General features: G+C 61.0%; 27 protein-coding genes. 12 read left to right on the top strand and 15 right to left on the bottom strand.

Annotated features, from left to right (window positions below; translation table 11 throughout):
- Nucleotides 1–6: 6 nt before the first annotated feature.
- Nucleotides 7–1,368 (bottom strand): homogentisate 1,2-dioxygenase, encoded by a 1,362-nt coding sequence (gene hmgA / locus BM229_RS08875; protein ID WP_093927316.1) that lies wholly within the window; start codon nt 1,366–1,368, stop codon nt 7–9.
- A 66-nt stretch (nt 1,369–1,434) separates the two neighbouring features.
- Between hmgA and BM229_RS08870 the strand changes: the two genes are divergently transcribed.
- Both BM229_RS08870 and BM229_RS08865 read left to right on the top strand, forming a co-directional pair.
- A complete protein-coding gene (locus BM229_RS08870; protein WP_093927315.1) occupies nt 1,435–1,884 on the top strand; it encodes a MarR family winged helix-turn-helix transcriptional regulator in 450 nt (149 codons plus the stop codon).
- Between the two features lie 26 nt (nt 1,885–1,910).
- On the top strand, nt 1,911–2,795 hold the full coding sequence (locus BM229_RS08865; protein WP_093927314.1) for a DMT family transporter: 885 nt from the start codon (nt 1,911–1,913) through the stop codon (nt 2,793–2,795).
- Between the two features lie 2 nt (nt 2,796–2,797).
- Here the strand turns inward: BM229_RS08865 and BM229_RS08860 are convergent, their stop codons facing one another.
- Nucleotides 2,798–3,607, bottom strand: a complete 810-nt coding sequence (locus tag BM229_RS08860) for a division plane positioning ATPase MipZ (protein WP_093927313.1) — start codon at nt 3,605–3,607, stop codon at nt 2,798–2,800.
- A 233-nt stretch (nt 3,608–3,840) separates the two neighbouring features.
- On the opposite strand from BM229_RS08860, the gene BM229_RS08855 reads away from it, so the two are divergent.
- A complete protein-coding gene (locus tag BM229_RS08855) occupies nt 3,841–4,524 on the top strand; it encodes a hypothetical protein (RefSeq protein ID WP_093927312.1) in 684 nt (227 codons plus the stop codon).
- 188 nt (nt 4,525–4,712) lie between these two features.
- Here BM229_RS08855 and rpmE read toward each other — a convergent pair whose 3' ends face one another.
- The 12 genes from rpmE to BM229_RS08800 form a co-directional block, all read right to left on the bottom strand.
- On the bottom strand, nt 4,713–4,934 hold the full coding sequence (rpmE, locus tag BM229_RS08850) for a 50S ribosomal protein L31 (RefSeq protein ID WP_067262252.1): 222 nt from the start codon (nt 4,932–4,934) through the stop codon (nt 4,713–4,715).
- 11 nt (nt 4,935–4,945) lie between these two features.
- Complete coding sequence (rplS, locus tag BM229_RS08845) at nt 4,946–5,323, bottom strand: 50S ribosomal protein L19 (protein ID WP_093927311.1); 378 nt, start codon at nt 5,321–5,323, stop codon at nt 4,946–4,948.
- A 250-nt stretch (nt 5,324–5,573) separates the two neighbouring features.
- Complete coding sequence (locus BM229_RS08840; protein ID WP_082849512.1) at nt 5,574–5,735, bottom strand: DUF1328 family protein; 162 nt, start codon at nt 5,733–5,735, stop codon at nt 5,574–5,576.
- Nucleotides 5,736–5,794: 59 nt separating this feature from the next.
- A complete protein-coding gene (gene trmD / locus BM229_RS08835; protein ID WP_093927310.1) occupies nt 5,795–6,583 on the bottom strand; it encodes a tRNA (guanosine(37)-N1)-methyltransferase TrmD in 789 nt (262 codons plus the stop codon).
- The gene (locus BM229_RS08830; RefSeq protein WP_093927933.1) at nt 6,580–7,371 is read right to left on the bottom strand and encodes a hypothetical protein; all 792 of its coding nucleotides are present in this window, start codon (nt 7,369–7,371) and stop codon (nt 6,580–6,582) included. The genes trmD and BM229_RS08830 overlap by 4 nt, the downstream gene beginning before the upstream one ends.
- Before the next feature lie 15 nt (nt 7,372–7,386).
- Complete coding sequence (rimM, locus tag BM229_RS08825; protein WP_093927309.1) at nt 7,387–7,914, bottom strand: ribosome maturation factor RimM; 528 nt, start codon at nt 7,912–7,914, stop codon at nt 7,387–7,389.
- On the bottom strand, nt 7,911–8,060 hold the full coding sequence (locus tag BM229_RS18225) for a hypothetical protein (RefSeq protein WP_007118058.1): 150 nt from the start codon (nt 8,058–8,060) through the stop codon (nt 7,911–7,913). The genes rimM and BM229_RS18225 overlap by 4 nt, the downstream gene beginning before the upstream one ends.
- Nucleotides 8,060–8,689 (bottom strand): 5,6-dimethylbenzimidazole synthase, encoded by a 630-nt coding sequence (gene bluB / locus BM229_RS08820; RefSeq protein ID WP_093927308.1) that lies wholly within the window; start codon nt 8,687–8,689, stop codon nt 8,060–8,062. The genes BM229_RS18225 and bluB overlap by 1 nt, the downstream gene beginning before the upstream one ends.
- A 16-nt stretch (nt 8,690–8,705) precedes the next feature.
- Nucleotides 8,706–9,092 (bottom strand): 30S ribosomal protein S16, encoded by a 387-nt coding sequence (rpsP, locus tag BM229_RS08815; protein ID WP_093927307.1) that lies wholly within the window; start codon nt 9,090–9,092, stop codon nt 8,706–8,708.
- A gap of 43 nt (nt 9,093–9,135) precedes the next feature.
- Nucleotides 9,136–9,444, bottom strand: coding sequence for a chorismate mutase (locus BM229_RS08810; RefSeq protein ID WP_093927306.1), 309 nt, complete (start codon nt 9,442–9,444; stop codon nt 9,136–9,138).
- The gene (ffh, locus tag BM229_RS08805; protein WP_093927305.1) at nt 9,441–10,949 is read right to left on the bottom strand and encodes a signal recognition particle protein; all 1,509 of its coding nucleotides are present in this window, start codon (nt 10,947–10,949) and stop codon (nt 9,441–9,443) included. The genes BM229_RS08810 and ffh overlap by 4 nt, the downstream gene beginning before the upstream one ends.
- 266 nt (nt 10,950–11,215) lie before the next feature.
- Nucleotides 11,216–11,800: an FMN-dependent NADH-azoreductase gene (locus BM229_RS08800; RefSeq protein ID WP_093927304.1), complete on the bottom strand. Its 585-nt coding sequence runs from the start codon at nt 11,798–11,800 to the stop codon at nt 11,216–11,218.
- 126 nt (nt 11,801–11,926) lie between these two features.
- On the opposite strand from BM229_RS08800, the gene BM229_RS08795 reads away from it, so the two are divergent.
- Complete coding sequence (locus BM229_RS08795) at nt 11,927–12,814, top strand: LysR family transcriptional regulator (protein ID WP_093927303.1); 888 nt, start codon at nt 11,927–11,929, stop codon at nt 12,812–12,814.
- A complete protein-coding gene (locus tag BM229_RS08790) occupies nt 12,802–13,728 on the top strand; it encodes a DMT family transporter (protein ID WP_208604051.1) in 927 nt (308 codons plus the stop codon). The genes BM229_RS08795 and BM229_RS08790 overlap by 13 nt, the downstream gene beginning before the upstream one ends.
- A 194-nt stretch (nt 13,729–13,922) precedes the next feature.
- Here BM229_RS08790 and BM229_RS08785 read toward each other — a convergent pair whose 3' ends face one another.
- Nucleotides 13,923–14,279, bottom strand: a complete 357-nt coding sequence (locus BM229_RS08785; protein ID WP_067627198.1) for an ArsR/SmtB family transcription factor — start codon at nt 14,277–14,279, stop codon at nt 13,923–13,925.
- 240 nt (nt 14,280–14,519) lie between these two features.
- On the opposite strand from BM229_RS08785, the gene BM229_RS08780 reads away from it, so the two are divergent.
- The 7 genes from BM229_RS08780 to BM229_RS08750 all read left to right on the top strand — a co-directional run bounded on the left by BM229_RS08780 (nt 14,520) and on the right by BM229_RS08750 (nt 21,149).
- Nucleotides 14,520–14,870, top strand: coding sequence for an AtpZ/AtpI family protein (locus BM229_RS08780; protein ID WP_093927302.1), 351 nt, complete (start codon nt 14,520–14,522; stop codon nt 14,868–14,870).
- Nucleotide 14,871: 1 nt separating this feature from the next.
- Nucleotides 14,872–15,633: a F0F1 ATP synthase subunit A gene (locus BM229_RS08775; RefSeq protein WP_067627201.1), complete on the top strand. Its 762-nt coding sequence runs from the start codon at nt 14,872–14,874 to the stop codon at nt 15,631–15,633.
- 64 nt (nt 15,634–15,697) lie between these two features.
- Nucleotides 15,698–15,922 carry a F0F1 ATP synthase subunit C gene (locus BM229_RS08770; RefSeq protein ID WP_007118046.1) on the top strand — a complete coding sequence of 75 codons (225 nt, stop codon included), beginning with the start codon at nt 15,698–15,700 and terminating at the stop codon, nt 15,920–15,922.
- Between the two features lie 90 nt (nt 15,923–16,012).
- Complete coding sequence (locus tag BM229_RS08765) at nt 16,013–16,570, top strand: F0F1 ATP synthase subunit B' (RefSeq protein ID WP_093927301.1); 558 nt, start codon at nt 16,013–16,015, stop codon at nt 16,568–16,570.
- A gap of 15 nt (nt 16,571–16,585) precedes the next feature.
- Nucleotides 16,586–17,146: a F0F1 ATP synthase subunit B gene (locus BM229_RS08760; protein ID WP_093927931.1), complete on the top strand. Its 561-nt coding sequence runs from the start codon at nt 16,586–16,588 to the stop codon at nt 17,144–17,146.
- Between the two features lie 97 nt (nt 17,147–17,243).
- A complete protein-coding gene (locus BM229_RS08755) occupies nt 17,244–17,534 on the top strand; it encodes a hypothetical protein (RefSeq protein ID WP_093927300.1) in 291 nt (96 codons plus the stop codon).
- A gap of 159 nt (nt 17,535–17,693) precedes the next feature.
- Nucleotides 17,694–21,149 (top strand): chromosome segregation SMC family protein, encoded by a 3,456-nt coding sequence (locus BM229_RS08750; RefSeq protein WP_093927299.1) that lies wholly within the window; start codon nt 17,694–17,696, stop codon nt 21,147–21,149.
- Nucleotides 21,150–21,225: the final 76 nt, after the last annotated feature.

Genomic DNA, 21,225 nt, shown 5'->3' with positions numbered 1-21,225 from the left:
GGCGGGTCACTTCTTGCCCGGTGTGCCGTCGAATTTCTTCTCAAGGCTCTCCCAGCAGTCGATGTAGTCATCCTGCAGGGGCGCTTCTTTGGCGGCGAATTCGGTCAGATGCTGCGGGAAGCGGGTCTCGAACATGAAGGACATTGTGTTGTCGAGCTTATGGGGCTGCAAGTCAGCGTTCGACGCGCCCTCAAAGGCATTCCGGTCCGGCCCATGCGGCAGCATCATGTTGTGCAGGGACATCCCGCCGGGGATGAATCCCTTGGGCTTGGCGTCATACTGGCCGTGAATGTTGCCCATCAGTTCGGACATGATGTTCTTGTGATACCACGGCGGGCGGAAGGTATCTTCGGCCACCATCCAACGGTCGCGGAACAGCACGAAGTCGATGTTGGCGGTGCCTTCGACGCCCGAGGGCGCGGTGAGCACGGTAAAGATCGACGGGTCGGGATGGTCAAACAGCACCGCGCCCACCGGGCAATAGGTGTTCAGGTCGTATTTCACCGGGGCGTAGTTGCCGTGCCAAGCCACCACGTCGAGCGGCGAATGCCCGATCTTGGTTTCATGGAACTGACCGCACCATTTGATCGTCACGGTCGAGGGCGCCTCGCGGTCTTCAAACGCCGCCACGGGGGTTTTGAAATCACGTGGGTTCGCCATGCAGTTGGCGCCAATCGGGCCGCGGCCGGGCAGGTGGAACTTCTGGCCATAGTTCTCACACACAAACCCCCGCGCCGGACCATCAAGCACTTCGACACGGTAGACCAGCCCGCGGGGGATGATGGCGATCTCCTGCGGGGCGATGTCCATCACGCCCAACTCGGTGCAAAAGCGCAGCGTGCCTTCCTGCGGGACGATCAGCAACTCGCTGTCGGCGGAGTAGAAATAGCTGTCCACCATACTGTCGGTGACCAGATAGATATGGCTCGCCATGCCGATCTGCGTGTTCACATCCCCCGCCGTGGTCATGGTCCGCATGCCGGTAAGCCAAGTCAGCGGCGCGTCGGAATGCGGCACCGGATCCCAGCGGTATTGGCCAAGGCTGGTGACATCCTGCGGCTGATGCGGGGCAGATTTCCAATAGGGCAGGTCGATCCGCGTGTAGCGCGAGGAATGTTTGACGGAAGGACGGATGCGGTAGCACCACGTACGCTCGTTCTGATGGGACGGTGCGGTAAAGGCGGTGCCGGAAAGCTGCTCTCCATAAAGCCCGTAGTTGCATTTCTGCGGGGAGTTCATGCCCTGCGGCAGTGCGCCGGGCAGGGCCTCTGTCTCAAAATCATTTCCGAAACCGGGCATGTAGCCCGGATGCGTACCCGAGGTGGTGGCCGCGGTTGTCATCGTCGATGGCTTTGAATTGTTGGTCATCTGCACCCCCTTGCGGAATCTGTTGCAACTGTAATAGTTGTATTTGTAACTAACAAGCGGCGTGATATGAAAACTGACGAATTTCAATTGCAGCAATTCCTGCCCTATCTTCTAAACCAAGCGGCAGAGGCGTCCTCTCTGGAGTTTCAGCAGATCTATAAGGATCGCTACGGCATGCTGCGTACAGAGTGGCGGGTGCTGTTTCATCTTGGGCTCTATGGGCGTCTCACGGCGAGCGACATCGGCCAGCGTGCACGGATGCATAAAACCAAGATCAGCCGCGCCGTGCACCGTTTGAATGAGCGCCGCTTCGTTGACCGCACCCGCAATGAGGATGACCGCCGGGTTGAATATCTGTCGCTGACCCGGCAGGGCCAAGCCGCTTATGACGATCTGCGCGCAGTGGCGCGGCGCTATGATGCGGCATTGATGGATGCACTTGATCCCGCCGAGGCCGAGGTGCTGCGGCGGGCGCTGCTCAAACTATCAGAGGCAGGTCCGGGGGGCTTTACTTAGGCGGCGGAAAACGCCACCGATGGCGCATGACCGATCAAACCAAAGGCCTCCTGCTCACCTTTCTCGGGGTGATGTGCATCGTTCCCGAAGCGCTTTTCGTGCGGGTCATCGATGCGCCGATGCTGACGCTGGCTTTTTGGAAAGTCACATTGGTGGGGTTGGCAATTGGCACGGGGCTGTTGTTGGCGCAGGGCGCCGCCCCCTTCCGCGCTTTGCGGCGCGCCGGATGGGCCAGTGCGATCTATGTTGGCGGTGTCGCATGCGCAGGCGTGGGGTTCGTGCTGGCGGTGCGGCTGACGTCGGTGGCGAATGTGGTGTTTATCCTTGCCTCCCTCCCAGTCTTTGCCGCGATCTACAGTAGGGTCTTTTTGGGGGAGCCGATCACCCGCCGCATGTTCTTTACCATTGCGGCGGTGCTCGCCGGGCTGGCAGTAATCGCTTTTGGATCAGGCGAGACCGAAAATGCGTCGCGCGCGGGCGATCTCTTGGCATTGGCGATCTCGGCAATCTTTGCGGGTGCGCTGACAGCGGCGCGGCATGCGCGGGCGGTCTCCATGGTGCCGGCGGTTGCGCTGGCCTATCTGCTGGCGGGGTTGGCGCTGCTTCCCGTGGCACAACCTTTGCAGATGCCGGTAGAGGAACTGCCACAGATGCTGCTCTATGCTATCTTCATGGCGGCCAGTGCTGGGCTTATCGCGCTTGGCCCGCGCTATATTTCAAGCGCCGAAGTGGGCCTGCTGGTGCTTTTGGAATCCGTGCTCGCCCCGCTGCTGGTCTGGGCGGTGCTGGGCGAAGATCCGGGCGTCTACGCGCTGATCGGCGGCGGCATCGTCGTGGGCGCGCTGTTCCTGTCGAACCTCATTGCCCTGTCACGCCGCCGCCGTGTCGTGCCGCCGCTGCCTCATCACTAACCTCAAAAGTCGGGGGTGACGCCCGGCAGGTCCAACGCCTTGATCAATTCGCGCAGTTCTTGCCGCGCGGCGATGTTTGAGATGTTCAACTGCTTCACCCCGATGTCTTTGAGGTCAAGCAGAGTCAACCCGCGCGGAAACAGCTCGCGGAAGATCACACGCTCATTGAACCCCGGCGCGGTGCGGAATCCGATCCGCTTGCTGAGGTTGCCAATCGCCCGCTCCATCTTTTCCTTGTTGACCATGCGCTGCGCACCCAAACGGTTGCGCACTACGACCCAGTCAATGGCGGTAAGCCCCGCCTGCGCACGCAACTGCCGCGCATTCCAGACCATTTCGGAATAAACGGACGGCCCGGTGATCTTTTCCCCATTGGCGTCGATATGAGCCAAAAGGTCAAAATCAATGAAACTGTCGTTTAGCGGGGTGATCAGCGTATCGGCGAGCGAATGAGCGACTTGGCTCAGGCGCGTGTGCGAACCAGGGCAGTCGATCAGGATGAAATCATTGTCCGGTTCCAGTTCCGCCACGGCGGCGCTTAGACGGTGATCATACATGTTCTCACCGGGGCGTAGGGTGCTGGCCTCTACATCCGGTAGCTCACACAAAGTAGGGCTTGCCAGCGTCAGACCAGACTCGCGCATGAAATCGCGGCGGTTCTCAATATAGCGGCCAAAGGTCCGTTGCCGCAGGTCAAGGTCCAACCCGCTGACCTTATGCCCAAGTCGCGCCAGCGCCGTTGCCACATGCATGGAAACGGTCGATTTGCCTGCGCCGCCCTTTTCGTTACCGACGACGATGATATGCGCCATACTGCTGTCCCTTCGCGCCTGCCGTTCATGCAGGATATTGTTGAACCGCACTATATGTAGGGTTCACAACTTTGGAAAGTGGTGAGGCCGCGAGTTCGCCCGACCGTGGCCGCACTGCCGCTTTTGGACATCACGTACATTTACGCTATTTTCAAGGTAGGACCGGCGGTGTACCACCGCTCTTCGCTGCCCCTCAGGGGTGGCCCCAAGCAAGCGTTAAGGCGAGGCACCCAATGGTAGAAAACACTCCCGGCAAACCAAGTGCCCCCAAAGCTGCCACCGTCCGCGGCGTATTGCCCTCGCTGGGCGCGGTATTTGCTGAATTGGTGCTGGTCTGCGTTTTGGTGGCGCTGGTGCCGGTCACTGTCTACCTTGATACAGCAGTATGGGGCGAAGGTGTCACCGAAGACTCCCTTACCGAGCATCTGCACAATACCCTTTTGGCCATCGCCGCGGGCATTTTTGTGTTGGGTGCCTATCAAAACATTGCGATGCGGGGCTATCTCGCATTGGCGGCAACCCTCTTTGCCTGCATGTTTCTACGAGAGTATGACGCGGCGCTGGATCGAATCCGGCATGGTTTCTGGCTCTATCCCGCGCTTGCGACGCTGGCGGTCGGCACCTTCGTGGCTTGGCGCAACCGGGGCACCACGCTTCTGCCGATGCTGCATCATCTACAAACCCGTTCTGCCACCTTTGTCTATATTGGCGTGGTGCTGTTGCTGTTCTTCTCGCGCACTTTCGGTACCAGCACCTTGTGGGAAGCAGTGATGGGAGCGGCCTATGATCCGCAGGTCAAAACCACTGTCCAAGAAGGAACTGAACTTCTGGCCTATCTGCTGATTGCCTACGGCGCGGTGCTGTCCCATCTTCACGGTTTTGGCGCCCAAGCCGCCCTGCAAGAACGCCGCCTGTAATCCACGCAACCAAACACGCGCCTGCTTTATTCCGCACGCTGTCCCCCCTCCATTCATCCTTTCACAAATACCGTGCACAACCTTAGCCCCAAGCGCCCGGTCTCGCCCCCATCCCAACAAGATCTTTAGAACGCAAAAGGCGCGACCCGCAGGGGCCGCGCCTTTGTTTTCGTAACGACGGAAAAGGTTTAGAAGCCCAGACCAGCATATTTGTTCTTGAACTTCGACACGCGGCCGCCGGTGTCCATGATGCGGCCAGTGCCGCCGGTCCACGCGGGGTGCACGGAAGGGTCGATATCGAGCGACAGCTGGTCGCCTTCTTTGCCCCATGTCGATTTCATTTCCACAACGGTGCCGTCGGTCATCTTGACGTTGATGATGTGGTATTCGGGATGTGTATCGGTTTTCATCGACCAGTCCTTTATGCGTTCGCGCGGGGCTTGTAGTGAGCGTTTTCGACAATACGTGCGGATTTGCCGCGACGGCTGCGCAGGTAGTACAGCTTGGCGCGACGCACGCGGCCACGGCGAACAACGGTGATGCTGTCGATGTTGGTCGAATGCAGGGGGAACACACGCTCCACGCCTTCGCCAAAGGAAATTTTGCGCACAGTGAATGACCCGGCAATGCCGTGGCCATTTTTGCGCGAAATGCAGACGCCTTCGTAGTTCTGCACACGGGTGCGGGTGCCTTCGGTGACTTTAAAACCAACACGAATGGTATCACCGGCACGGAAGTCGGGGATCTCTTTCCCCAGTTCGGCGACTTGTTCCGCCTCGATCTCTGCGATCAGGTTCATCTGACCTATCTCCTATGATGTTCGCGGTATTCCACGAAATTATGTCGCGACCCAGAGCTTCGGGTTCTGTCAGGCAGCGCCGTGATCGTAAGATCGCAGGGCCCCCGCCGGAGGTATCGTCGTCATTGCTTTATTCGCTTGCGCCTAAACGCAAAGCACCGGAGCCGCCAAAGCGATTCCGGATGAGCGGGGTATAGGGGGCAATAGTCGCAGGATCAAGGGGGTTGGTGCCGCCTTGATCCTGAGCAGCTCAGGCCAGCGCGATCACGCCCAAAACAACGAGCAAAAACAGCACCAGAACGATGCCGATCAGCACCTTCGCCCCGGTCATTGCCGCGCCGGACACGCGGCCAAAACCCAAGAGTGCCGCGACGGCCGCGACGATCAGCAGAATGAGAATAAGTTCAAGCATTTGGTTTCTCCCTCCAATATGGGGGATCAACGCATCGCGGGGGGGCGGGTTCCGCGTGCCTAGTCTTTGCTCTCACGCGCCGCCCACATGTCGGGACGGCGGCTGCGGGTCAGGTCTTCGGCCTGCGCCTGCCGCCATTTGGCGATCTCGCCATGGTTGCCCGACATCAGAACGGGGGGAATCTCGCGCCCCTCCCATTCGGCGGGGCGGGTGTATTGCGGGTGTTCCAGCAGTCCCGAGGCATGGCTTTCTTCTTCAATACTCTCGGCATTACCCAAAACGCCGGGCAAAAGGCGCACGGTGGCATCAATCATCGCCTGCGCGGCCAATTCGCCGCCCGTCATGACGAAATCGCCCAAGCTCACCTCGGTGATGCCGAAATGCTCGATCACCCGTTCGTCCACGCCCTCAAACCGCCCGCAGAGCATGGTGACGCCCGCGCAATCGGCCAGATCGCGCGCCATTGCCTGATCGAACCGTCGCCCGCGCGGTGACATATAAAGGATCGGCCAGCGCCCATGCGCATGGCTTTGTGCGCGGGCCAAGGCCGGGCCAACCACATCAGCGCGCATCACCATGCCCGCGCCGCCGCCTGCGGGGGTGTCATCGACGTTGCGGTGTCTGCCAATGCCAAAATCGCGCAGGTCGTGGGTGTGCAGCTGCCACCTTCCTTCTTGCAACGCTTTGCCGGTCAGGCTGGCGCCCAGCACACCGGGAAAGAGGTCGGGAAACAACGTCACGATCCGCGCCTGCCAGACATCAGCGTAATCGGGCGTATCTTGCATCAGGGCACGAGGTTTCAGATTGGGGCGTGCGCTTTGGCGACCATGGGAGCGGGTGGGTTTCATGCGGTTCCTGCCTGTTTAAATAGGGCGGTCTTGGCGCGGCGGCGCGCCTCGGGGTCATCGGCGTGTTGGCGGTTGGCGTCAAGCAGAGCCTGCAAAAGATCCGCAGGCAAGCGTTGGTTTGCGGGCGGTGGCAGGGCTAACTGCTTCAAGAGGTCTTGCGGTAGCTCACATAGGTCGAGGAGCGGGGCCGCAGGCCCGAGCGGCAGATCGCGGCAATCCTCCAGCCGTGTATGGTGCACCGGGCAGGGAAGGCGGTGGGCGATCTCTTGAACCATCGCGTCCAAGTCCGCAGCCGGGGCATAGCGGGCAGTAAAGTCAGCAAGGTCGAGCGTCATCGACGAGGCTTTGACATGCTCCCAATAGGCCGAGGCGATCCAGTCCGCCGGGGCTCGGGTGGAGAGGTAGACCATGATCTTGGCTTGGGAAAAACGCTGGCGCAGGCTGCGGATGAAGATCTCCAGCAACTCGGGTGCGGCGCTGTAATCGGCCAGATCGCCCCGGCCCGGCAGGTGGCCTGCCAACTCCTCAGCCGAGAGGATCAGCGTGCGGCGCGGCATTTGGGGCAGGCCGTCGAGCAGGGTCTCGAACCGATGTTCGGCTTTCAACAGCGTGAGCGGATCGCGCCATGTGGAATAGCCGCGCGTGGCGTGCAGCAGGTCTTTCATATGCCAGCGCAGGCGCAGCGCGACATGGGGTTTCAAGGCGGTGCGGTTGGCGCGCAGGATGGCCTGAAGGGAACTGGTCCCGGTCTTGTGAAAGCCGGGGTGCAGGATGATCCGGCGGGGCATCATCCGGCTCCGGTCTCAGCCATCCTTGCCATCCGGCAGCACGCCCAAGGGCGGGTCGGCGACGATCCGGCCCGAGGCAAGATCGACGGTCGGCACAGCGACCTTGGTGAAGGGCAGGAAGGTGGTGGCAGAGGTGCCCGCCAATTGCAGCTCCAGCAGATCATCCGCCCCGTGGTTCTGCACCGTCTTCACCCGCCCCAGCAGTGTGCCGCCAGTATCATAGACCTCAAGCCCGATCAGATCGGCGTGGTAGAATTCATCATCCGGCAGGCTTGGCAGTTGATCCCGAGCCGCGAACAGCGACAGGCCGCGCTTCTCATCGGCCTCTTCTTTCGTCGTGATTTCGGCAATGCGGGCGGCGAAACCGTTTTTGACCTGATGCAATAGGGCAAGGTTGAAGGTCCGGCTGCCGTCTTCGGTGTAAAGCGGGCGGTAGGTCTCGATATCCTCTGGTGCCGCGCAATAGCTTTTCACGCGGACTTCGCCGCGCACGCCGTAGGCACCGGCGATGGCACCGACGCAGATCAGGTCTTGGTCACTCATTGCAACAACTCCGAATTGACACAGATCGTCCCAGTCCATTCCCCGGCACCGGTTTTGCATTCGTCCTGCATTAACTGCCGGTCATAGCGGATGCCAAGGACAAAGCCGAGCACCAGCACGGCCAGAAGGAACAGTAGTTTTCTCATCAACGGGTCTCGATCTTCAGGCTTGGGGCGCGGGTCTCCCAGCCCTTGGTTTCCAGTTCCGGCGTCAGGCTGTTGTCTTCGGGCCAGCCCATGCAAAGATAGGCCACCAGCCACCAGTCCTTTGGAACGGCAAGATCACGGTTCAGCCGCGCAGGGTCAAGCACGGAAACCCAGCCCAGCCCAAGGCCATGGGCGCGGGCGGTGAGCCATAAATAGTTGATCGCACCTACCACGGAATAGCGGCGCATCTCAGGCATCGTCCCGGCACCAAGGCCGCTGCCCTTGTCGGTGCTGTCATCACAGTAAACCGCCAATTGCTCAGGCGCATCGCTCATGCCCGAAAGCTTAAGCCCGGCATAGAGTGCGGCCTTGTCACCGTCATATCCGGCAAGGGCGCGGGCATTGGCTGTTTCGAAATTCTCAAGCGCGGCTTGGCGCGCGGTGTCGGATGTTACGCGGATGATCCGCCACGGTTCCGACAGGCCCACAGAAGGGGCGAGAGTAAAGCTGTCGAGGCAGGTTTGCACCAGTGCCTCGTCCAGCGGGTCTGTGCGAAAGCGGCGCACGTCGCGCCGCCATCGCATCAGGTCGTGCAGCCCGGCACGGAAGTCTTCAGAGAATGCATCCATGCCGGGCGCTCGCGGCTTATTCTGCGGAAGCTTCTTCGGCAGGTGCGTTGGCAGCTTCGGCAGCGGCAGCGGCTTTGTCGGCTTTTTCCTGCACGCGCTCTTGGGCTTTCTTGCCCGGTGTGCCCTTTTTGGGGTTGTTACGCTCGGTCTTTTCGCGAACGCCAGCGGCTTCCAGCATGCGGACAACGCGCTCGGTCGGCTGTGCGCCCTTGGCAATCCATGCTTCGATCTTTTCAACGTCCATTTTCACGCGGTCTTCGCTGTCTTTGGGCAGCAGCGGGTTGTATGTGCCCAGCTTCTCGATGAAGCGGCCATCGCGCGGCATGCGGCTGTCAGCAGCAACGATACGGTAGAAGGGGCGCTTTTTGGAGCCGCCGCGGGCGAGACGAATTTTCATAGCCATGGTGAGTAATCCTTTAGGTTGGTTGGGGGGACGGGAGGCCGTCCTATTCTTGGTGGGTTTTGTGGTGCCGAATGACTTCGGCGATGATGAAGTTCAAGAACTTCTTGGCGAATGCGGGGTCTAGGTCCGCTGCTTCCGCCAAATCTTCGAGCCGCTCGATCTGGGCCGCTTCGCGGGCCGGATCGGACGGGGGAAGGTCGTGTGTGGCCTTGAGTTTCCCCACGGCCTGCGTGTGTTTGAAACGCTCGCCTAGGGTATAGACGAGGATCGCGTCGAGCCGGTCGATGCTTGCGCGATGCTCTTTCAATAGCTCGGCGGCGCGAGCGGCGGTATCCATATCGGTCGCGGTCATTTCTTTTTCCCGAAACCGCTGAGTCCGCCGGGCAGGCCCATGCCGCCGCCCATGCCGCCCAGACCGCCGGGCAGCTTGCCGCCCATCTGCTTGGCCGCCGCTTCGAGCGCCTTGGGGTCCATCTGGGAGGGGTCCATGCCGCCGGGCATGCCGCCCTTGCCCATCATGCCTTTCATGGCCTGCTTGAGCATGCCGCCTTTGCCCATTTTGCCCATCTTCTTCATCATGTCGGACATCTGGCGGTGCATCTTCATCAGCTTGTTGAGGTCGGAGACCTCCATGCCGGCACCCTTGGCGATACGCTTTTTGCGGCTGGCCTGAAGCAGGGCAGGGTTGGCGCGCTCTTTCTTGGTCATGGACTGGATCAGGGCGATCTGCTGCTTGAGGATCTTGTCGTCGAAACCGGCGTCTTCGACCTGTTTCGCCATTTTCCCCATGCCGGGCATCATACCCATCATGCCCTGCATGCCGCCCATCTTGATCATCTGCTCAAGCTGCATCTTCAGGTCGTTCATGTTGAACTGACCCTTGGCCATGCGCTTCATCATCTTCTCGGCCTGTTCGGCCTCGATGGTTTCTTGGGCCTTTTCGACCAGCGCGACGATATCGCCCATGCCGAGGATACGGCCCGCGATGCGCTCAGGCTCGAAAGTCTCAAGTGCGTCCATCTTTTCGCCAAGACCGACGAACTTGATCGGCTTGCCGGTCACAGCACGCATCGAGAGAGCCGCACCGCCACGGCCATCGCCGTCCATCCGGGTCAGCACGACACCGGTGATGCCGATACGCTCGTCAAAGTTCTCGGCGGTGTGCACGGCGTCTTGGCCGGTCAAGCCGTCGACGACGAGCAATGTTTCACGTGGATTGGCCACGTCGCGCACGGCTTTGACCTGCTGCATCAACTCTTCGTCGATAGACAGACGGCCCGCAGTGTCGAGCATATAGACGTCATAGCCGCCCAAACCCGCCTGCGTCTTGGCGCGCTTGGCAATCTGGACGGGGCTTTCGCCCTTGACGATCGGTAGCGTGTCGACGCCGATCTGGGTGCCGAGGATGGCAAGTTGCTCCATCGCCGCCGGGCGGTTCACGTCGAGCGAGGCCATCAGCACGCGCTTGCCGTCACGCTCTTTCAAACGCTTGGCCAGTTTCGCGGTGGTGGTCGTCTTACCACCGCCCTGTAGGCCGACCATCAGGATCGGGGCGGGCGGGCTGTCGATCTTGAGCGCCCCGGGTTCGCCTTCGCCTTTCAGCGTGTCGATCAGCGCGTCATGGACGATCTTCACAACCTGCTGGCCGGGCGTGACCGATTTGGTCACCGCTTGGCCGGTCGCCTTGTCCTGTACCGCTTTGACGAAATCGCGCGCCACGGGCAGCGAAACGTCAGCCTCCAGCAGGGCGACGCGCACTTCACGCAGGGCGGTTTTGACATCTTCGTCGCTGAGCGCGCCTTGTTTGGTCAGGCGGTCAAAGACACCAGAGAGCCGTTCGCTGAGATTTTCAAACATGGGCACAGGGCCTTTCGGGTCGGTTGCACTTGCCCCTATTTAAGGACGCGCGCGAAAATGCACAAATGCCCCAGTGGGCGCAACGCGCTGACTGGGGGCGATCCCGACGCCATGCCGGGACCGGAAGGCAATGCTTCCGGAGATTGAGGGGCGTTTACGCGCTGGCGCGGCGCGAGTCAAGCCGGGCAGGGCGGGCGGCAAAAGCTAGCCCAAGCCAAAGCCGCGCCCCGGTGACAGGACGCGGCTGTTTCTGAGCGCGAGGCTGCTTAGGCCGCGTCGCGCAGCGCGTCGATCTGGGCGTTGGCGCGGGCGATGGTGCCTTCGGCATCAACGGCCAATTGGTCCGCCGCGACAAAGGTCACATCGGTGATGCCCAAGAAGCCCAGCACAAAGCGCAGGTAGCCACTGGCGAAGTCGGCGGCGGAATCGATGCCGGTGCCGCCAGAGGCGAAGGCGACGATCACGCGCTTGTTCTCAAGCAGGCCAACGGGGCCTTCTGCGGTGTAGTTAAAGGTCACGCCGACGCGGGCGATCAGGTCGATCCACGCTTTCAGCGAGGCGGGAATGGTGAAGTTGTAGATCGGCGCGCTGATGACAATGGTGTCGGCGGCCTGCACTTCGGCGACCAGCGCGTCTGACAGGGCGAGGGCTTCTTGATCCAGCGCTGTGCGCTCTTCGGCGGGCTTTACACGGGCGCTGGCCCAGGTGGAATCGATCAGCGGCAGCGGTTCGGTGGCGATGTCGCGGGTCACCACGTCACTTTCGCCGAGAGTGGAAATGATGCGGTCTGTCAGCTTGCGGGTGACAGAGTTCTCGCGGTTCACGGAAGTTTCGATGCGCAGAGTGGCCATGATGCTGGTCCTTGTTCCAAGGTAAATCTGATGACATGGAATTGACCATTGTGCTCACGAACGCAACTGCCAGAATGAGCGTGACCATGTTCGTAAATGCACAAGTCGGGAAGGCAGGGTGAGTGAATGGACAATTGGGATGAGATCAGGACGGCCTATCAGGTTGCGCAGCTCGGCACGGTAAGCGGCGCGGCTGAGGTTCTGGGAGTCCACCATGCGACGGTGATCCGCCATATCGACGCGCTGGAAGGGCGGCTTGGCGTGAAGTTGTTCCAGCGTCATGCGCGCGGTTATACGGCGACCGAGGCGGGCGAGGATCTGCTGCGGGTGGCGCGGGCCACGGATGATCAGTTCAGCCAGTTGGCCGGGCGGATCAAGGGGCGTGGCAGTGATGTGTCGGGCGAATTGGTGATCACATCGCTTGATTTCCTTGCCCCGCAACTGGCGCCATTGTTGACTGAGTTCCAGCGCCAGAACCCTGAGTTGGTCGTGCGTTACCTGATCGGGGATCGACTGTTTCGCCTTGAGTACGGCGAAGCGCATGTCGCCATCCGCGCAGGGGCCGCGCCGGACCAGCCCGACAATGTGGTGCAGCCCTATGCGCAACTTGCGGTCGGGGCCTATGCGAGCCGGGATTACGTGGCGCAATTCGGCATTCCGCAGGGGCCGGAGGACTACCACAAGCACCGCTTCATCGCCGCCGATAACCGCGACAGTCGCGCGCCCTATCACAAATGGCTCTGGGCAACGGTGCCTGAGGAAAGCGTGACATGGCGCAGCACCAGCGGAACGGCGATGGAGGCCGCCTTGCGGGCCGGGGCAGGGATCGGTGGGCTGCCCGCCGCCATGGGGCGCAATGATCCGCAGTTGGTTGAGATTCATGCCCCGCGCCCTGACTGGAGCAGCGCGCTGTGGCTAGTCACCCATGTCGATCTGCACCGCACCAGCAAGGTGCAGGCGGTGCTGCGTTTCCTCAAAGACCATGCCGAGGATGCCGTCACATGTCCCGACTGAGCGCTTCGGCGCAGGGACATCTGGCGATGCTGTGTTTTTCGGCGCTGGTGGCAGGGTCATTCTCGCTCGGGGCGCAGGTGGCGAATGAGATCACGCCGACGGCGCTGAACGCCGTGCGTTTCGCCTTGGCCACGGTATTGGTCGGAGCTTTGGCTTGGGGACGGGGCGATATCAACCGGGCAGGCTTTGCAGCACCTTGGCGATATTTCGTTCTGGCGGGGCTGTTCACGCTCTATTTCGTGCTGATGTTTGAAGGGTTGAAGACCGCGCCCCCGGTTGCCGCGGCGGCTGTCTTTACCCTCGTCCCGGTCATGGCGGCGGGCTTTGCATGGGCTTTGATGCGCCAGATCATGACGCCGCGCATGGCGCTGGCATTGGCGATTGGCGGGGCCGGGGCGCTTTGGGTGATCTTTCGCGGCGACCTCACGGCGCTGTTGGCGTTCGACATCGGCCGGGGGGAGGCGATCTATTTCGTCGGCTGCATCAGTCACGCACTCTATACCCCGATGGTGCGGCGGCTAAACCGAGGTGAAAGTGCGGTGATGTTCACCTTTGGCACGCTGCTGGCGGGGACAGTGCTGCTGGGGCTCTACGGCTGGCAAGATATCCGCGCGACGGATTGGGGTGCGCTTCGCCCCTTGGTCTGGATCACTATTCTATACGTTGCGGTCTTTGCCACGGCGGCCACGGTGGTTCTGTTGCAATTCGCGGCGCTGCGGCTGCCCTCGGCGAAAGTGATGGCCTATACCTATCTTACACCAAGCTGGGTGATCCTATGGGAATTGGGCTTTGGCAATGCTCTGCCGGGTGGAATGGTCTGGGGTGGCGTTCTACTGACCATTCTGGCGCTATACCTGCTGCTGCGCGACGACAGCGCGGAAAAAACACAAAATTTCAAAAAGATGCAGATTTGATGGAACCGGAGCGCGTGATCCCGCGTTGGGGCGTGAAATCAAAGTGAAGGACACAACCATGCGTAGTATTATTTACCTGATCGGGTTGATCGTAGTGGTATTGGCTATTTTGCGTTTTGCATTCGGCGTCATCTGACCGTCGATTGATCCTCCCCTTGTCTTATTTACCTCGTGGCAAGGGGGGATCACTCTCTCTACTCAGACCCTGAGCGCGTCACGCCTTCCGCAGTCTCAGGCAGTTCGATTTCCAGAAATCGCTCGAAGGCATCAAGGTTCACCGGTTCAAACTGCCCGAACCCCTGCATCCAGACCGACGCATTCCGCAAGGCATCCGGTTCCAGTTTGCACCACTTCACACGCCCCCGCTTTTCCTGACTGATCAGCCCTGCCGCCGTCAGCACGCCCAGATGTTTCGAGATCGCGGCCAGCGACATCTCGAACGGCTCGGCCACATCGGTCACGGCCATATCATCCTCCAGCAGCATCGCGAGGATGGCGCGGCGGGTGGGGTCCGCAAGGGCGGCAAATACCTGATCTAAGTCTTGGGTCATGTGCCTGCATAGCGCGGGGCGCGGGGGTGGGAAAGCGGCCATTGCGGCTAACTTAACCACCGGGTTGAATAAGCATCCGGCGCGGTTTCACTGGGATTTGCCGGCGCTGTTTCAAGGGCGCCAACATCTCGCTACGGCTAACCTACTGTAAAGGCGGAAAAACCTGCGGCGCCCAAGGTTGTTGACTCTAACCCGCCCTGACAGTAGCACCGCAGCAGATATTCCTAAGGGGATTTTGGTGTGACCAGCCCGGACCAACGGCAGCAGATGGAGCAGCTTGAGGCCAGACTGGCGGCTGCGAAGCAGCGCGGCGCACCCAAGCCCCGAGCGGATGAGCATTATTCTCAGGCCAATATGGCTTGGCGGATGGTGATCGAACTTGTGGCCGGTCTCGGGATCGGTTTCGGCATCGGATACGGGCTTGATGTGCTCTTTGGCACGCTGCCCATCTTCATGGTGCTATTTGTAATGCTGGGCCTTGCGGCGGGGGTGAAGACGATGCTCCGCACCGCTGAGGAAATCCAGGGCAAACAACAGGCCGAACCGGCCGAACAGGATACGCCCCATTCGGGCAAGGACGAGGGAGCCTGAGATGGCAACAGAGACAAACGGCGCTGAAACAGGCGGTCTGGAATTCCACCCGATGGACCAGTTCATCGTATCGCCGCTCTTTAGCGATGATGCTTCCGTTGCTTGGTACACCATCACCAACGCGACCTTCTGGATGGCGCTGGCGGTTCTGGCCACTTTCGCGATGCTCGTTCTGGGCAGCGCGCGCCGCTCGGTCGTTCCGGGCCGGATGCAATCGGTTGCTGAGTTGGCTTACGGCTTCATCCACAAGATGGTCGAGGACATCTGCGGCAAAGAGGGGCTGAAGTTCTTCCCCTATATCATGACCCTGTTCATGTTCATCGTGATGGCCAACTTCCTCGGCCTGATCCCAACAGCCTTTACCCCCACCGCGCATTTCTCGGTGACCGTGGTGCTGGCGCTGGCCGTGTTCATCACCGTGACCGTCGTGGGCTTCGTCAAGAACGGCGCAGCGTTCCTGAGCCTCTTCTGGGTGTCTTCTGCCCCTCTGGCGCTGCGCCCGGTGCTGGCGATCATCGAATTGATCAGCTACTTCGTGCGCCCGGTAAGCCACTCCATTCGTCTGGCTGGTAACGTCATGGCGGGCCACGCGGTTATCAAAGTTTTCGCCGGTTTCGCTGCCATCGCAGTGATCTCTCCGGTGTCGGTGCTCGCGATTACCGCGATGTACGGTCTCGAAGTGCTGGTGGCCTTTATCCAGGCCTATGTCTTTACCATCCTGACATGCGTGTACCTCAAGGACGCGCTGCACCCCGCACACTAACAACCCCAACAACGGCGGGGCTTCCCGTCAAAGTTTTAACTTCCAATCGTAAGGAGATACCCCAATGGAAGGTCAACTCGCACATATCGGCGCAGGCATCGCAGGTCTCGGCACAGGCATCGCAGCCCTGGGTGTCGGCAACGTTGCCGCCAACTTCCTGTCCGGCGCACTGCGCAACCCATCGGCAGCCGCAAGCCAGACAGCGACCCTGTTCATCGGCATCGCGTTTGCAGAAGCTCTGGGGATCTTCTCGTTCCTCGTCGCTCTGCTGCTGATGTTCGCTGTCTAAGCTCTCGGAACTGTAATCCTTACGAGCGGGCAGGCGCGCATCGCCGTGTCTGCCCGGCTGTAACGGCAAAGTTTCCAAGGAGAAGCCACGATGGCAACTGTAACAACCAGCGACGGGCTGGCCGACGCGACCGGCATTGCGACCCATGCTGCCGAAACGCCGGGCATGCCGCAGCTGAACTTCGATCACTGGGGCAACCAGATTTTCTGGCTGATCCTCGCGCTGATCGCCACCTACCTGATCCTGTCGCGCGTGGCTCTGCCTCGTATCGGTGCGGTTCTGGCCGAGCGCCAAGGGACCATCACCAATGACATCGCGGCTGCCGAAGACCTGAAGGTCAAGGCACAGGAAGCCGAAGCCGCCTATGACAAGGCCCTGATCGACGCCCGTGCTGAGGCACAGCAGATCGTGGCCCAAGCCAAAGCGGACATGCAGGCTGATCTGGATGCCGAAATGTCCAAGGCCGATGCCGAGATTGCCGCGCAAGTGGCGGAATCGGAAAAAGCCATCGCCGAAATTCGCGCGGGCGCCATGGACAACGTACAAGCCGTTGCCAAGGACACCGCAGAAGCGCTTGTCGCCGCCCTTGGTGGCACGGCAGATGCTACAACCGTTGATGCCGCCGTCGATGCGCGGATGAAAGGATAAGCCATGACCAAATCCATGCGCCTGACACTTTCGACCCTGCTCGCTGGCATGGTGGCTTCGCCTGCTTTTGCGGCCACCGGACCTTTCTTCTCGCTGCGCAACACGGACTTCATCGTGCTGCTGGCCTTCCTGCTGTTCCTCGGGATCCTGATTTATTTCAAGGTGCCGACGCTGTTGATCGGCATGCTCGACAAACGCGCCGACGGCATCAAGACCGAGTTGGAAGAAGCCCGCGCCCTGCGTGAAGAAGCGCAGACTTTGCTCGCTTCCTATGAGCGCAAGCAGAAAGAGGTGCAGGACCAAGCGGACCGTATCGTGTCTTCTGCCAAGGAAGACGCCCGTCTTGCTGCCGAACAGGCACGGGCGGATATGGCCAAATCGCTTGAGCGTCGCATGGCCGCCGCGAAGGACCAGATCAGCTCGGCCGAGGCCGCCGCTGTGAAGGAAGTCCGCGATCAAGCCGTGACCATTGCTGTGGCCGCTGCCCGCGACGTGATCGCCAAGCAGATGACCGCCGCACAGGGCAACAAGCTGATCGACGATGGCATCGCCCAAGTCGAAGCCAAGCTGCACTAGGCCAGCGCCCCATCGAATTTTGAAAGCCCCGGTTTCACCGGGGCTTTTTTCGTTAGATGGTAGGGTTTTATTAACCCTCTAACTGCAGGCTAAAGCCATGCGGTTCTTCTTGTTCATCACGATGCCTATCTGGCTGACGGCCTGCAATGCACCCAGCCGGGATTTTCGCGGCGTAGCCGCCCAACAGGTCACGGTTGATGGATCGGTTTTTGACGTGCGGATCCGTGGCGAACGGGCAGAGGCGATGCGCGTCAACGCGCAATATGCCCCGCGGTTTGGTCCGATCCGGGGGCGGGCAGGCCGGGCAATGGCCCTAGCCAGCGGTTGCGATGTCAAAGAGGTGCTGGGCGATCAGGCATTGGCAATTGGTGTGTTGGACTGTGATTAGGCCCTAGCTCGGTTTGGACGGCCTACGTCTGATCGCGACGACAATATCTTGTGGATAACCGCTCATTGCCCCCCTTCCCTTGGGGCTTTTGATTGACTCGGACCCTCCCAAAACGGCAAGTTCGCCGCTCAGGTAAGAATCAATTACGGCAGGGCTAACTTGCGCTTTTCCAAACTCAGACTGACCGGCTTCAAAAGCTTCGTGGACCCGACCGACCTCGTCATCTCTGACGGGCTGACGGGCGTTGTGGGGCCGAACGGCTGTGGCAAATCCAACCTGCTTGAAGCACTGCGGTGGGTCATGGGTGAAAACCGCCCGACCGCAATGCGTGGCGGTGGTATGGAAGATGTGATCTTTGCCGGGGCCGCCTCGCGCCCGGCGCGCAATTTTGCCGAAGTCTCGCTGCATTTGGATAACAGCGATCGGTTGGCGCCTGCGGGCTTTAACGAACAAGACGCACTAGAGATCGTGCGCCGCATCACCCGCGATGTGGGCAGTGCCTATAAGGTGAATGGCAAAGACGTGCGGGCGCGTGATGTGCAAATGCTTTTCGCCGATGCGTCCACCGGCGCCCATAGCCCTGCGCTGGTGCGACAGGGGCAGATTGCTGAATTGATCAATGCCAAGCCCAAAAGCCGTCGCCGTATTTTGGAAGAGGCGGCTGGGATTTCTGGGCTTTATCAACGCCGGCATGAAGCCGAATTGAAGTTGAATGGCGCAGAACAGAACCTTGCTCGTGTCGATGACGTGATCGAACAGCTTGCTGCCCAATTGGCCACGCTGGCCCGCCAAGCCCGCCAAGCCGCGCGCTATCGCGAAATCGGCGAAGCACTGCGCCGTGCCGAGGGGCTGCTACTTTACCACCGTTGGCGCGAAGCGGAGGATGCACGCGGCAAATCCGAAGAGGAATTGCGGGCCCGCGTCGCGTCCGCGGCCGAGGCCGAAGCGCAGGTGCGCCAGATCGCCAAAGGGCGCGAAGAGGCAGAAGCCGCTTTGCCCGCTTTGCGCGAAGAAGAGGCGATCTCTGCTGCCGTTCTTCAACGCCTTACCACGCAACGCGACACATTGACCGAACAGGAATCCCGCGCTGCTGCGTTAATCGAAACGCTATCCGGGCGGATCACGCAACTGACCCGCGATATCGACCGCGAAGGTGGGTTGAACCGCGACGCCGAGGAAACGATTGAACGTCTCGAATTGGAAGCGCGGGAATTGGCCAAGGCGGGCGAAGGGCATGACAAGGCGCTAGAAGCTGCCGGAGAGGCCGCGCGTGAGGCCTCTTCCGTGTTGCAAATCCGCGAGGGGGATTTGGCCCAACAAACCGAAGATGTCGCCCGGTTGTCAGCGCGTCACAGTTCGGCGGAACGTTTGCTTCAGGACAGCCGAAAGACCCTACAAAAATCGGAAGCAGAGGCCGCCAAAGCCCGCGATGCAGTGGCCCAAAGCCAAGCGACGCTCGATCAGGCCGGGTTAGATTTCGCAACGGCGCAGAAGGCAGAGGTGGCGGCCGTCGATGCCGCCGCGGCCGCGGATGCCGCCCTTTTGGCCGCCGAGGAAGCCCGCGCCGATACGCAATCGCGCGAAGCCGACGCGCGGGCAGAGCGGTCAGAGGCGGAGGGCGAAACCAACGCCTTGCGGGCGGAAGCTGGGGCGCTGGCGAAGTTGGTGGAACGCGATACCGCCGAGGGCGGGCAGATCCTTGATCGGTTGCAGGTTGAACATGGCTTTGAGAAAGCGCTTGGGGCTGCTTTGGCAGACGATTTGCGCGCGCCTGAGGTTGATGCGGATGGGCCTTCCGGCTGGTCGGTGCTGCCGGGGTATCTGGAGGCGCAACCGCTGCCCGGGGGGGTGACCCCGCTGACGCAGCATGTGTCCGTGCCTGAGGTGCTTGAACGCCGTATGAGCCAGATCGGACTCGTCGATCCCGATGCGGGTACGCAGCTTCAGGCGCAGTTGTTGCCGGGGCAGCGTTTGGTTTCGCCCGAGGGTGATCTTTGGCGGTGGGACGGCTTCCGCGCTTGGGCCGAAGACGCGCCATCGGCAGCGGCCCTGCGCCTGCAGCAGTTGAACCGGCTTGAAGTATTGAAACAGGCATTAGAGGAAGCAAGCCAACGTGCCGATGGCGCGCGGGCGGCTCATGAGACATTACAGCGTCAATTGGCAGAGCAGGCCGACGCCGACAAGCGTGCCCGTGAGGCGCGGCGCGATGCGGACAGGCAGGTCGCTGATGCAGGCCGCGCGCTGAGCCGTGCAGAGGCAGATCGAAATCTTGCCCAAAGCCGATTGGAATCCCTCGGCCTTGCGGTGAAACGCCACGAGGAGGCCGCGATCGCCGCCCGCGCAGAAGTACTCGACGCCGAGCGTACTCTGGAAGGGTTGGACGACCTTTCTGCCGCGCGCGCTATGGTCGAAGATATTCGCATGGCGGTCGAAGCTTCGCGGATCACCATGATGTCGCGCCGCTCTGCTCATGATGAGTTGCGCCGAGAGGGCGAATCCCGGGTCCGGCGCGCGCAGGAAGTGACGAAAGAGATAAGCGGTTGGCGGCACCGGCTAGAGACCGCAGGCAAGCGAACGGCGGAATTGGTCGAGCGCAAGACCGCCTCGGAGGCGGAACTTTCACAAGCAAGCGCCGCTCCCGCAGAGATTGCGGCCAAGCGCGAAGAGCTCATGGGCGCGATCACGGCTGCCGAAACGCGCCGTACCCGTGCGGTAGAAACGCTGGGCGCTGCGGAGAATGCGCTAAAGGCTGCGACAGAAGCTGAGCGTGACGCTGAACGTCAGGCCTCGGACGCGCGTGAAGCCCGTGCGCGGGCCGAAGCGCGCAGCGATGCCGCCCGTGAAACTGTGTCGCACGCCGCTGAACGCATTCAGGACGAGCGGCAGGTTGCCCCCGAAGCACTACGTGATGCGCTTGACCTAGGTACGGAGCAGCACCTCCAAGCCGAAGCATTGGAAGAGGAAGTAAACCGCCACAAACGCCAGCGGGATTCGCTGGGGGCGGTGAACCTGCGCGCTGAGGATGACGCGAAAGAGGTTCGCGAAGAGCATGACGCGCTTCTGGCCGAGAAGGCCGATCTGGAAGAGGCGATCAAGACCCTGCGAAGCGGTATCGCCGGGCTGAACCGCGAAGGGCGGGAAAGGCTACTGACGGCCTTCGAACAAGTGAACGCGAACTTCTCGATGTTGTTCACCCATCTCTTCGGTGGTGGCGAAGCGAACCTTGTGATGGTCGAAAGTGATGATCCGCTGGAAGCCGGGCTGGAGATCATGTGCCAGCCTCCGGGTAAGAAGCTCAGCACGCTGAGCCTCCTGTCGGGTGGGGAGCAGACATTGACCGCGATGGCACTGATCTTTGCCGTGTTCCTCGCGAATCCAGCGCCGATCTGTGTGCTGGATGAGGTCGATGCGCCGCTTGATGACGCAAATGTGACCAGATTCTGTGACCTCTTGGACGAGATGTGCCGTCAGACCGACACGCGCTTCCTCATCATCACGCACCACGCGGTAACGATGGCGCGGATGGATCGGCTCTTTGGGGTAACCATGGCAGAACAGGGTGTGAGCCAGTTGGTCTCCGTCGACCTTAAGAAAGCTGAAACGCTGGTGGCGTGAAGCCGCTTCGAAGCGAACACCGGAGTTGTTGCTTTGGTGACTGCTGCCTGCCGTGAAACCTGCGCCTTTCGTTGCC

This window comes from Sulfitobacter dubius (assembly GCF_900113435.1).
Classification (GTDB): Bacteria; Pseudomonadota; Alphaproteobacteria; order Rhodobacterales; family Rhodobacteraceae; genus Sulfitobacter; species Sulfitobacter dubius.
This window is presented reverse-complemented; position numbering and strand designations above follow the sequence as displayed.

Excerpts from the sequence above, each read along its gene's own strand:
- BM229_RS08770 (WP_007118046.1), top strand. The coding sequence starts at position 15,698 with ATGGAAGGTCAACTCGCACATATCGGCGCAGGCATCGCAGGTCTCGGC.
- BM229_RS08830 (WP_093927933.1), bottom strand. The coding sequence starts at position 7,371 with ATGCCCCGCCGGATCATCCTGCACCCCGGCTTTCACAAGACCGGGACC.
- hmgA (WP_093927316.1), bottom strand. The coding sequence starts at position 1,368 with ATGACCAACAATTCAAAGCCATCGACGATGACAACCGCGGCCACCACC.
- BM229_RS08840 (WP_082849512.1), bottom strand. The coding sequence starts at position 5,735 with ATGCTTGAACTTATTCTCATTCTGCTGATCGTCGCGGCCGTCGCGGCA.
- BM229_RS08810 (WP_093927306.1), bottom strand. The coding sequence starts at position 9,444 with ATGACCGCGACCGATATGGATACCGCCGCTCGCGCCGCCGAGCTATTG.
- BM229_RS08765 (WP_093927301.1), top strand. The coding sequence starts at position 16,013 with ATGGCAACTGTAACAACCAGCGACGGGCTGGCCGACGCGACCGGCATT.
- rpmE (WP_067262252.1), bottom strand. The coding sequence starts at position 4,934 with ATGAAAACCGATACACATCCCGAATACCACATCATCAACGTCAAGATG.
- rpsP (WP_093927307.1), bottom strand. The coding sequence starts at position 9,092 with ATGGCTATGAAAATTCGTCTCGCCCGCGGCGGCTCCAAAAAGCGCCCC.
- BM229_RS08785 (WP_067627198.1), bottom strand. The coding sequence starts at position 14,279 with ATGACCCAAGACTTAGATCAGGTATTTGCCGCCCTTGCGGACCCCACC.
- rimM (WP_093927309.1), bottom strand. The coding sequence starts at position 7,914 with ATGAGTGACCAAGACCTGATCTGCGTCGGTGCCATCGCCGGTGCCTAC.
- BM229_RS08855 (WP_093927312.1), top strand. The coding sequence starts at position 3,841 with ATGGTAGAAAACACTCCCGGCAAACCAAGTGCCCCCAAAGCTGCCACC.
- bluB (WP_093927308.1), bottom strand. The coding sequence starts at position 8,689 with ATGGATGCATTCTCTGAAGACTTCCGTGCCGGGCTGCACGACCTGATG.
- BM229_RS08860 (WP_093927313.1), bottom strand. The coding sequence starts at position 3,607 with ATGGCGCATATCATCGTCGTCGGTAACGAAAAGGGCGGCGCAGGCAAA.
- BM229_RS08800 (WP_093927304.1), bottom strand. The coding sequence starts at position 11,800 with ATGGCCACTCTGCGCATCGAAACTTCCGTGAACCGCGAGAACTCTGTC.
- rplS (WP_093927311.1), bottom strand. The coding sequence starts at position 5,323 with ATGAACCTGATCGCAGAGATCGAGGCGGAACAAGTCGCCGAACTGGGG.
- BM229_RS08865 (WP_093927314.1), top strand. The coding sequence starts at position 1,911 with ATGACCGATCAAACCAAAGGCCTCCTGCTCACCTTTCTCGGGGTGATG.
- BM229_RS08790 (WP_208604051.1), top strand. The coding sequence starts at position 12,802 with ATGTCCCGACTGAGCGCTTCGGCGCAGGGACATCTGGCGATGCTGTGT.
- trmD (WP_093927310.1), bottom strand. The coding sequence starts at position 6,583 with ATGAAACCCACCCGCTCCCATGGTCGCCAAAGCGCACGCCCCAATCTG.
- ffh (WP_093927305.1), bottom strand. The coding sequence starts at position 10,949 with ATGTTTGAAAATCTCAGCGAACGGCTCTCTGGTGTCTTTGACCGCCTG.
- BM229_RS08760 (WP_093927931.1), top strand. The coding sequence starts at position 16,586 with ATGCGCCTGACACTTTCGACCCTGCTCGCTGGCATGGTGGCTTCGCCT.
- BM229_RS08870 (WP_093927315.1), top strand. The coding sequence starts at position 1,435 with ATGAAAACTGACGAATTTCAATTGCAGCAATTCCTGCCCTATCTTCTA.
- BM229_RS08755 (WP_093927300.1), top strand. The coding sequence starts at position 17,244 with ATGCGGTTCTTCTTGTTCATCACGATGCCTATCTGGCTGACGGCCTGC.
- BM229_RS08775 (WP_067627201.1), top strand. The coding sequence starts at position 14,872 with ATGGCAACAGAGACAAACGGCGCTGAAACAGGCGGTCTGGAATTCCAC.
- BM229_RS08795 (WP_093927303.1), top strand. The coding sequence starts at position 11,927 with ATGGACAATTGGGATGAGATCAGGACGGCCTATCAGGTTGCGCAGCTC.
- BM229_RS18225 (WP_007118058.1), bottom strand. The coding sequence starts at position 8,060 with ATGAGAAAACTACTGTTCCTTCTGGCCGTGCTGGTGCTCGGCTTTGTC.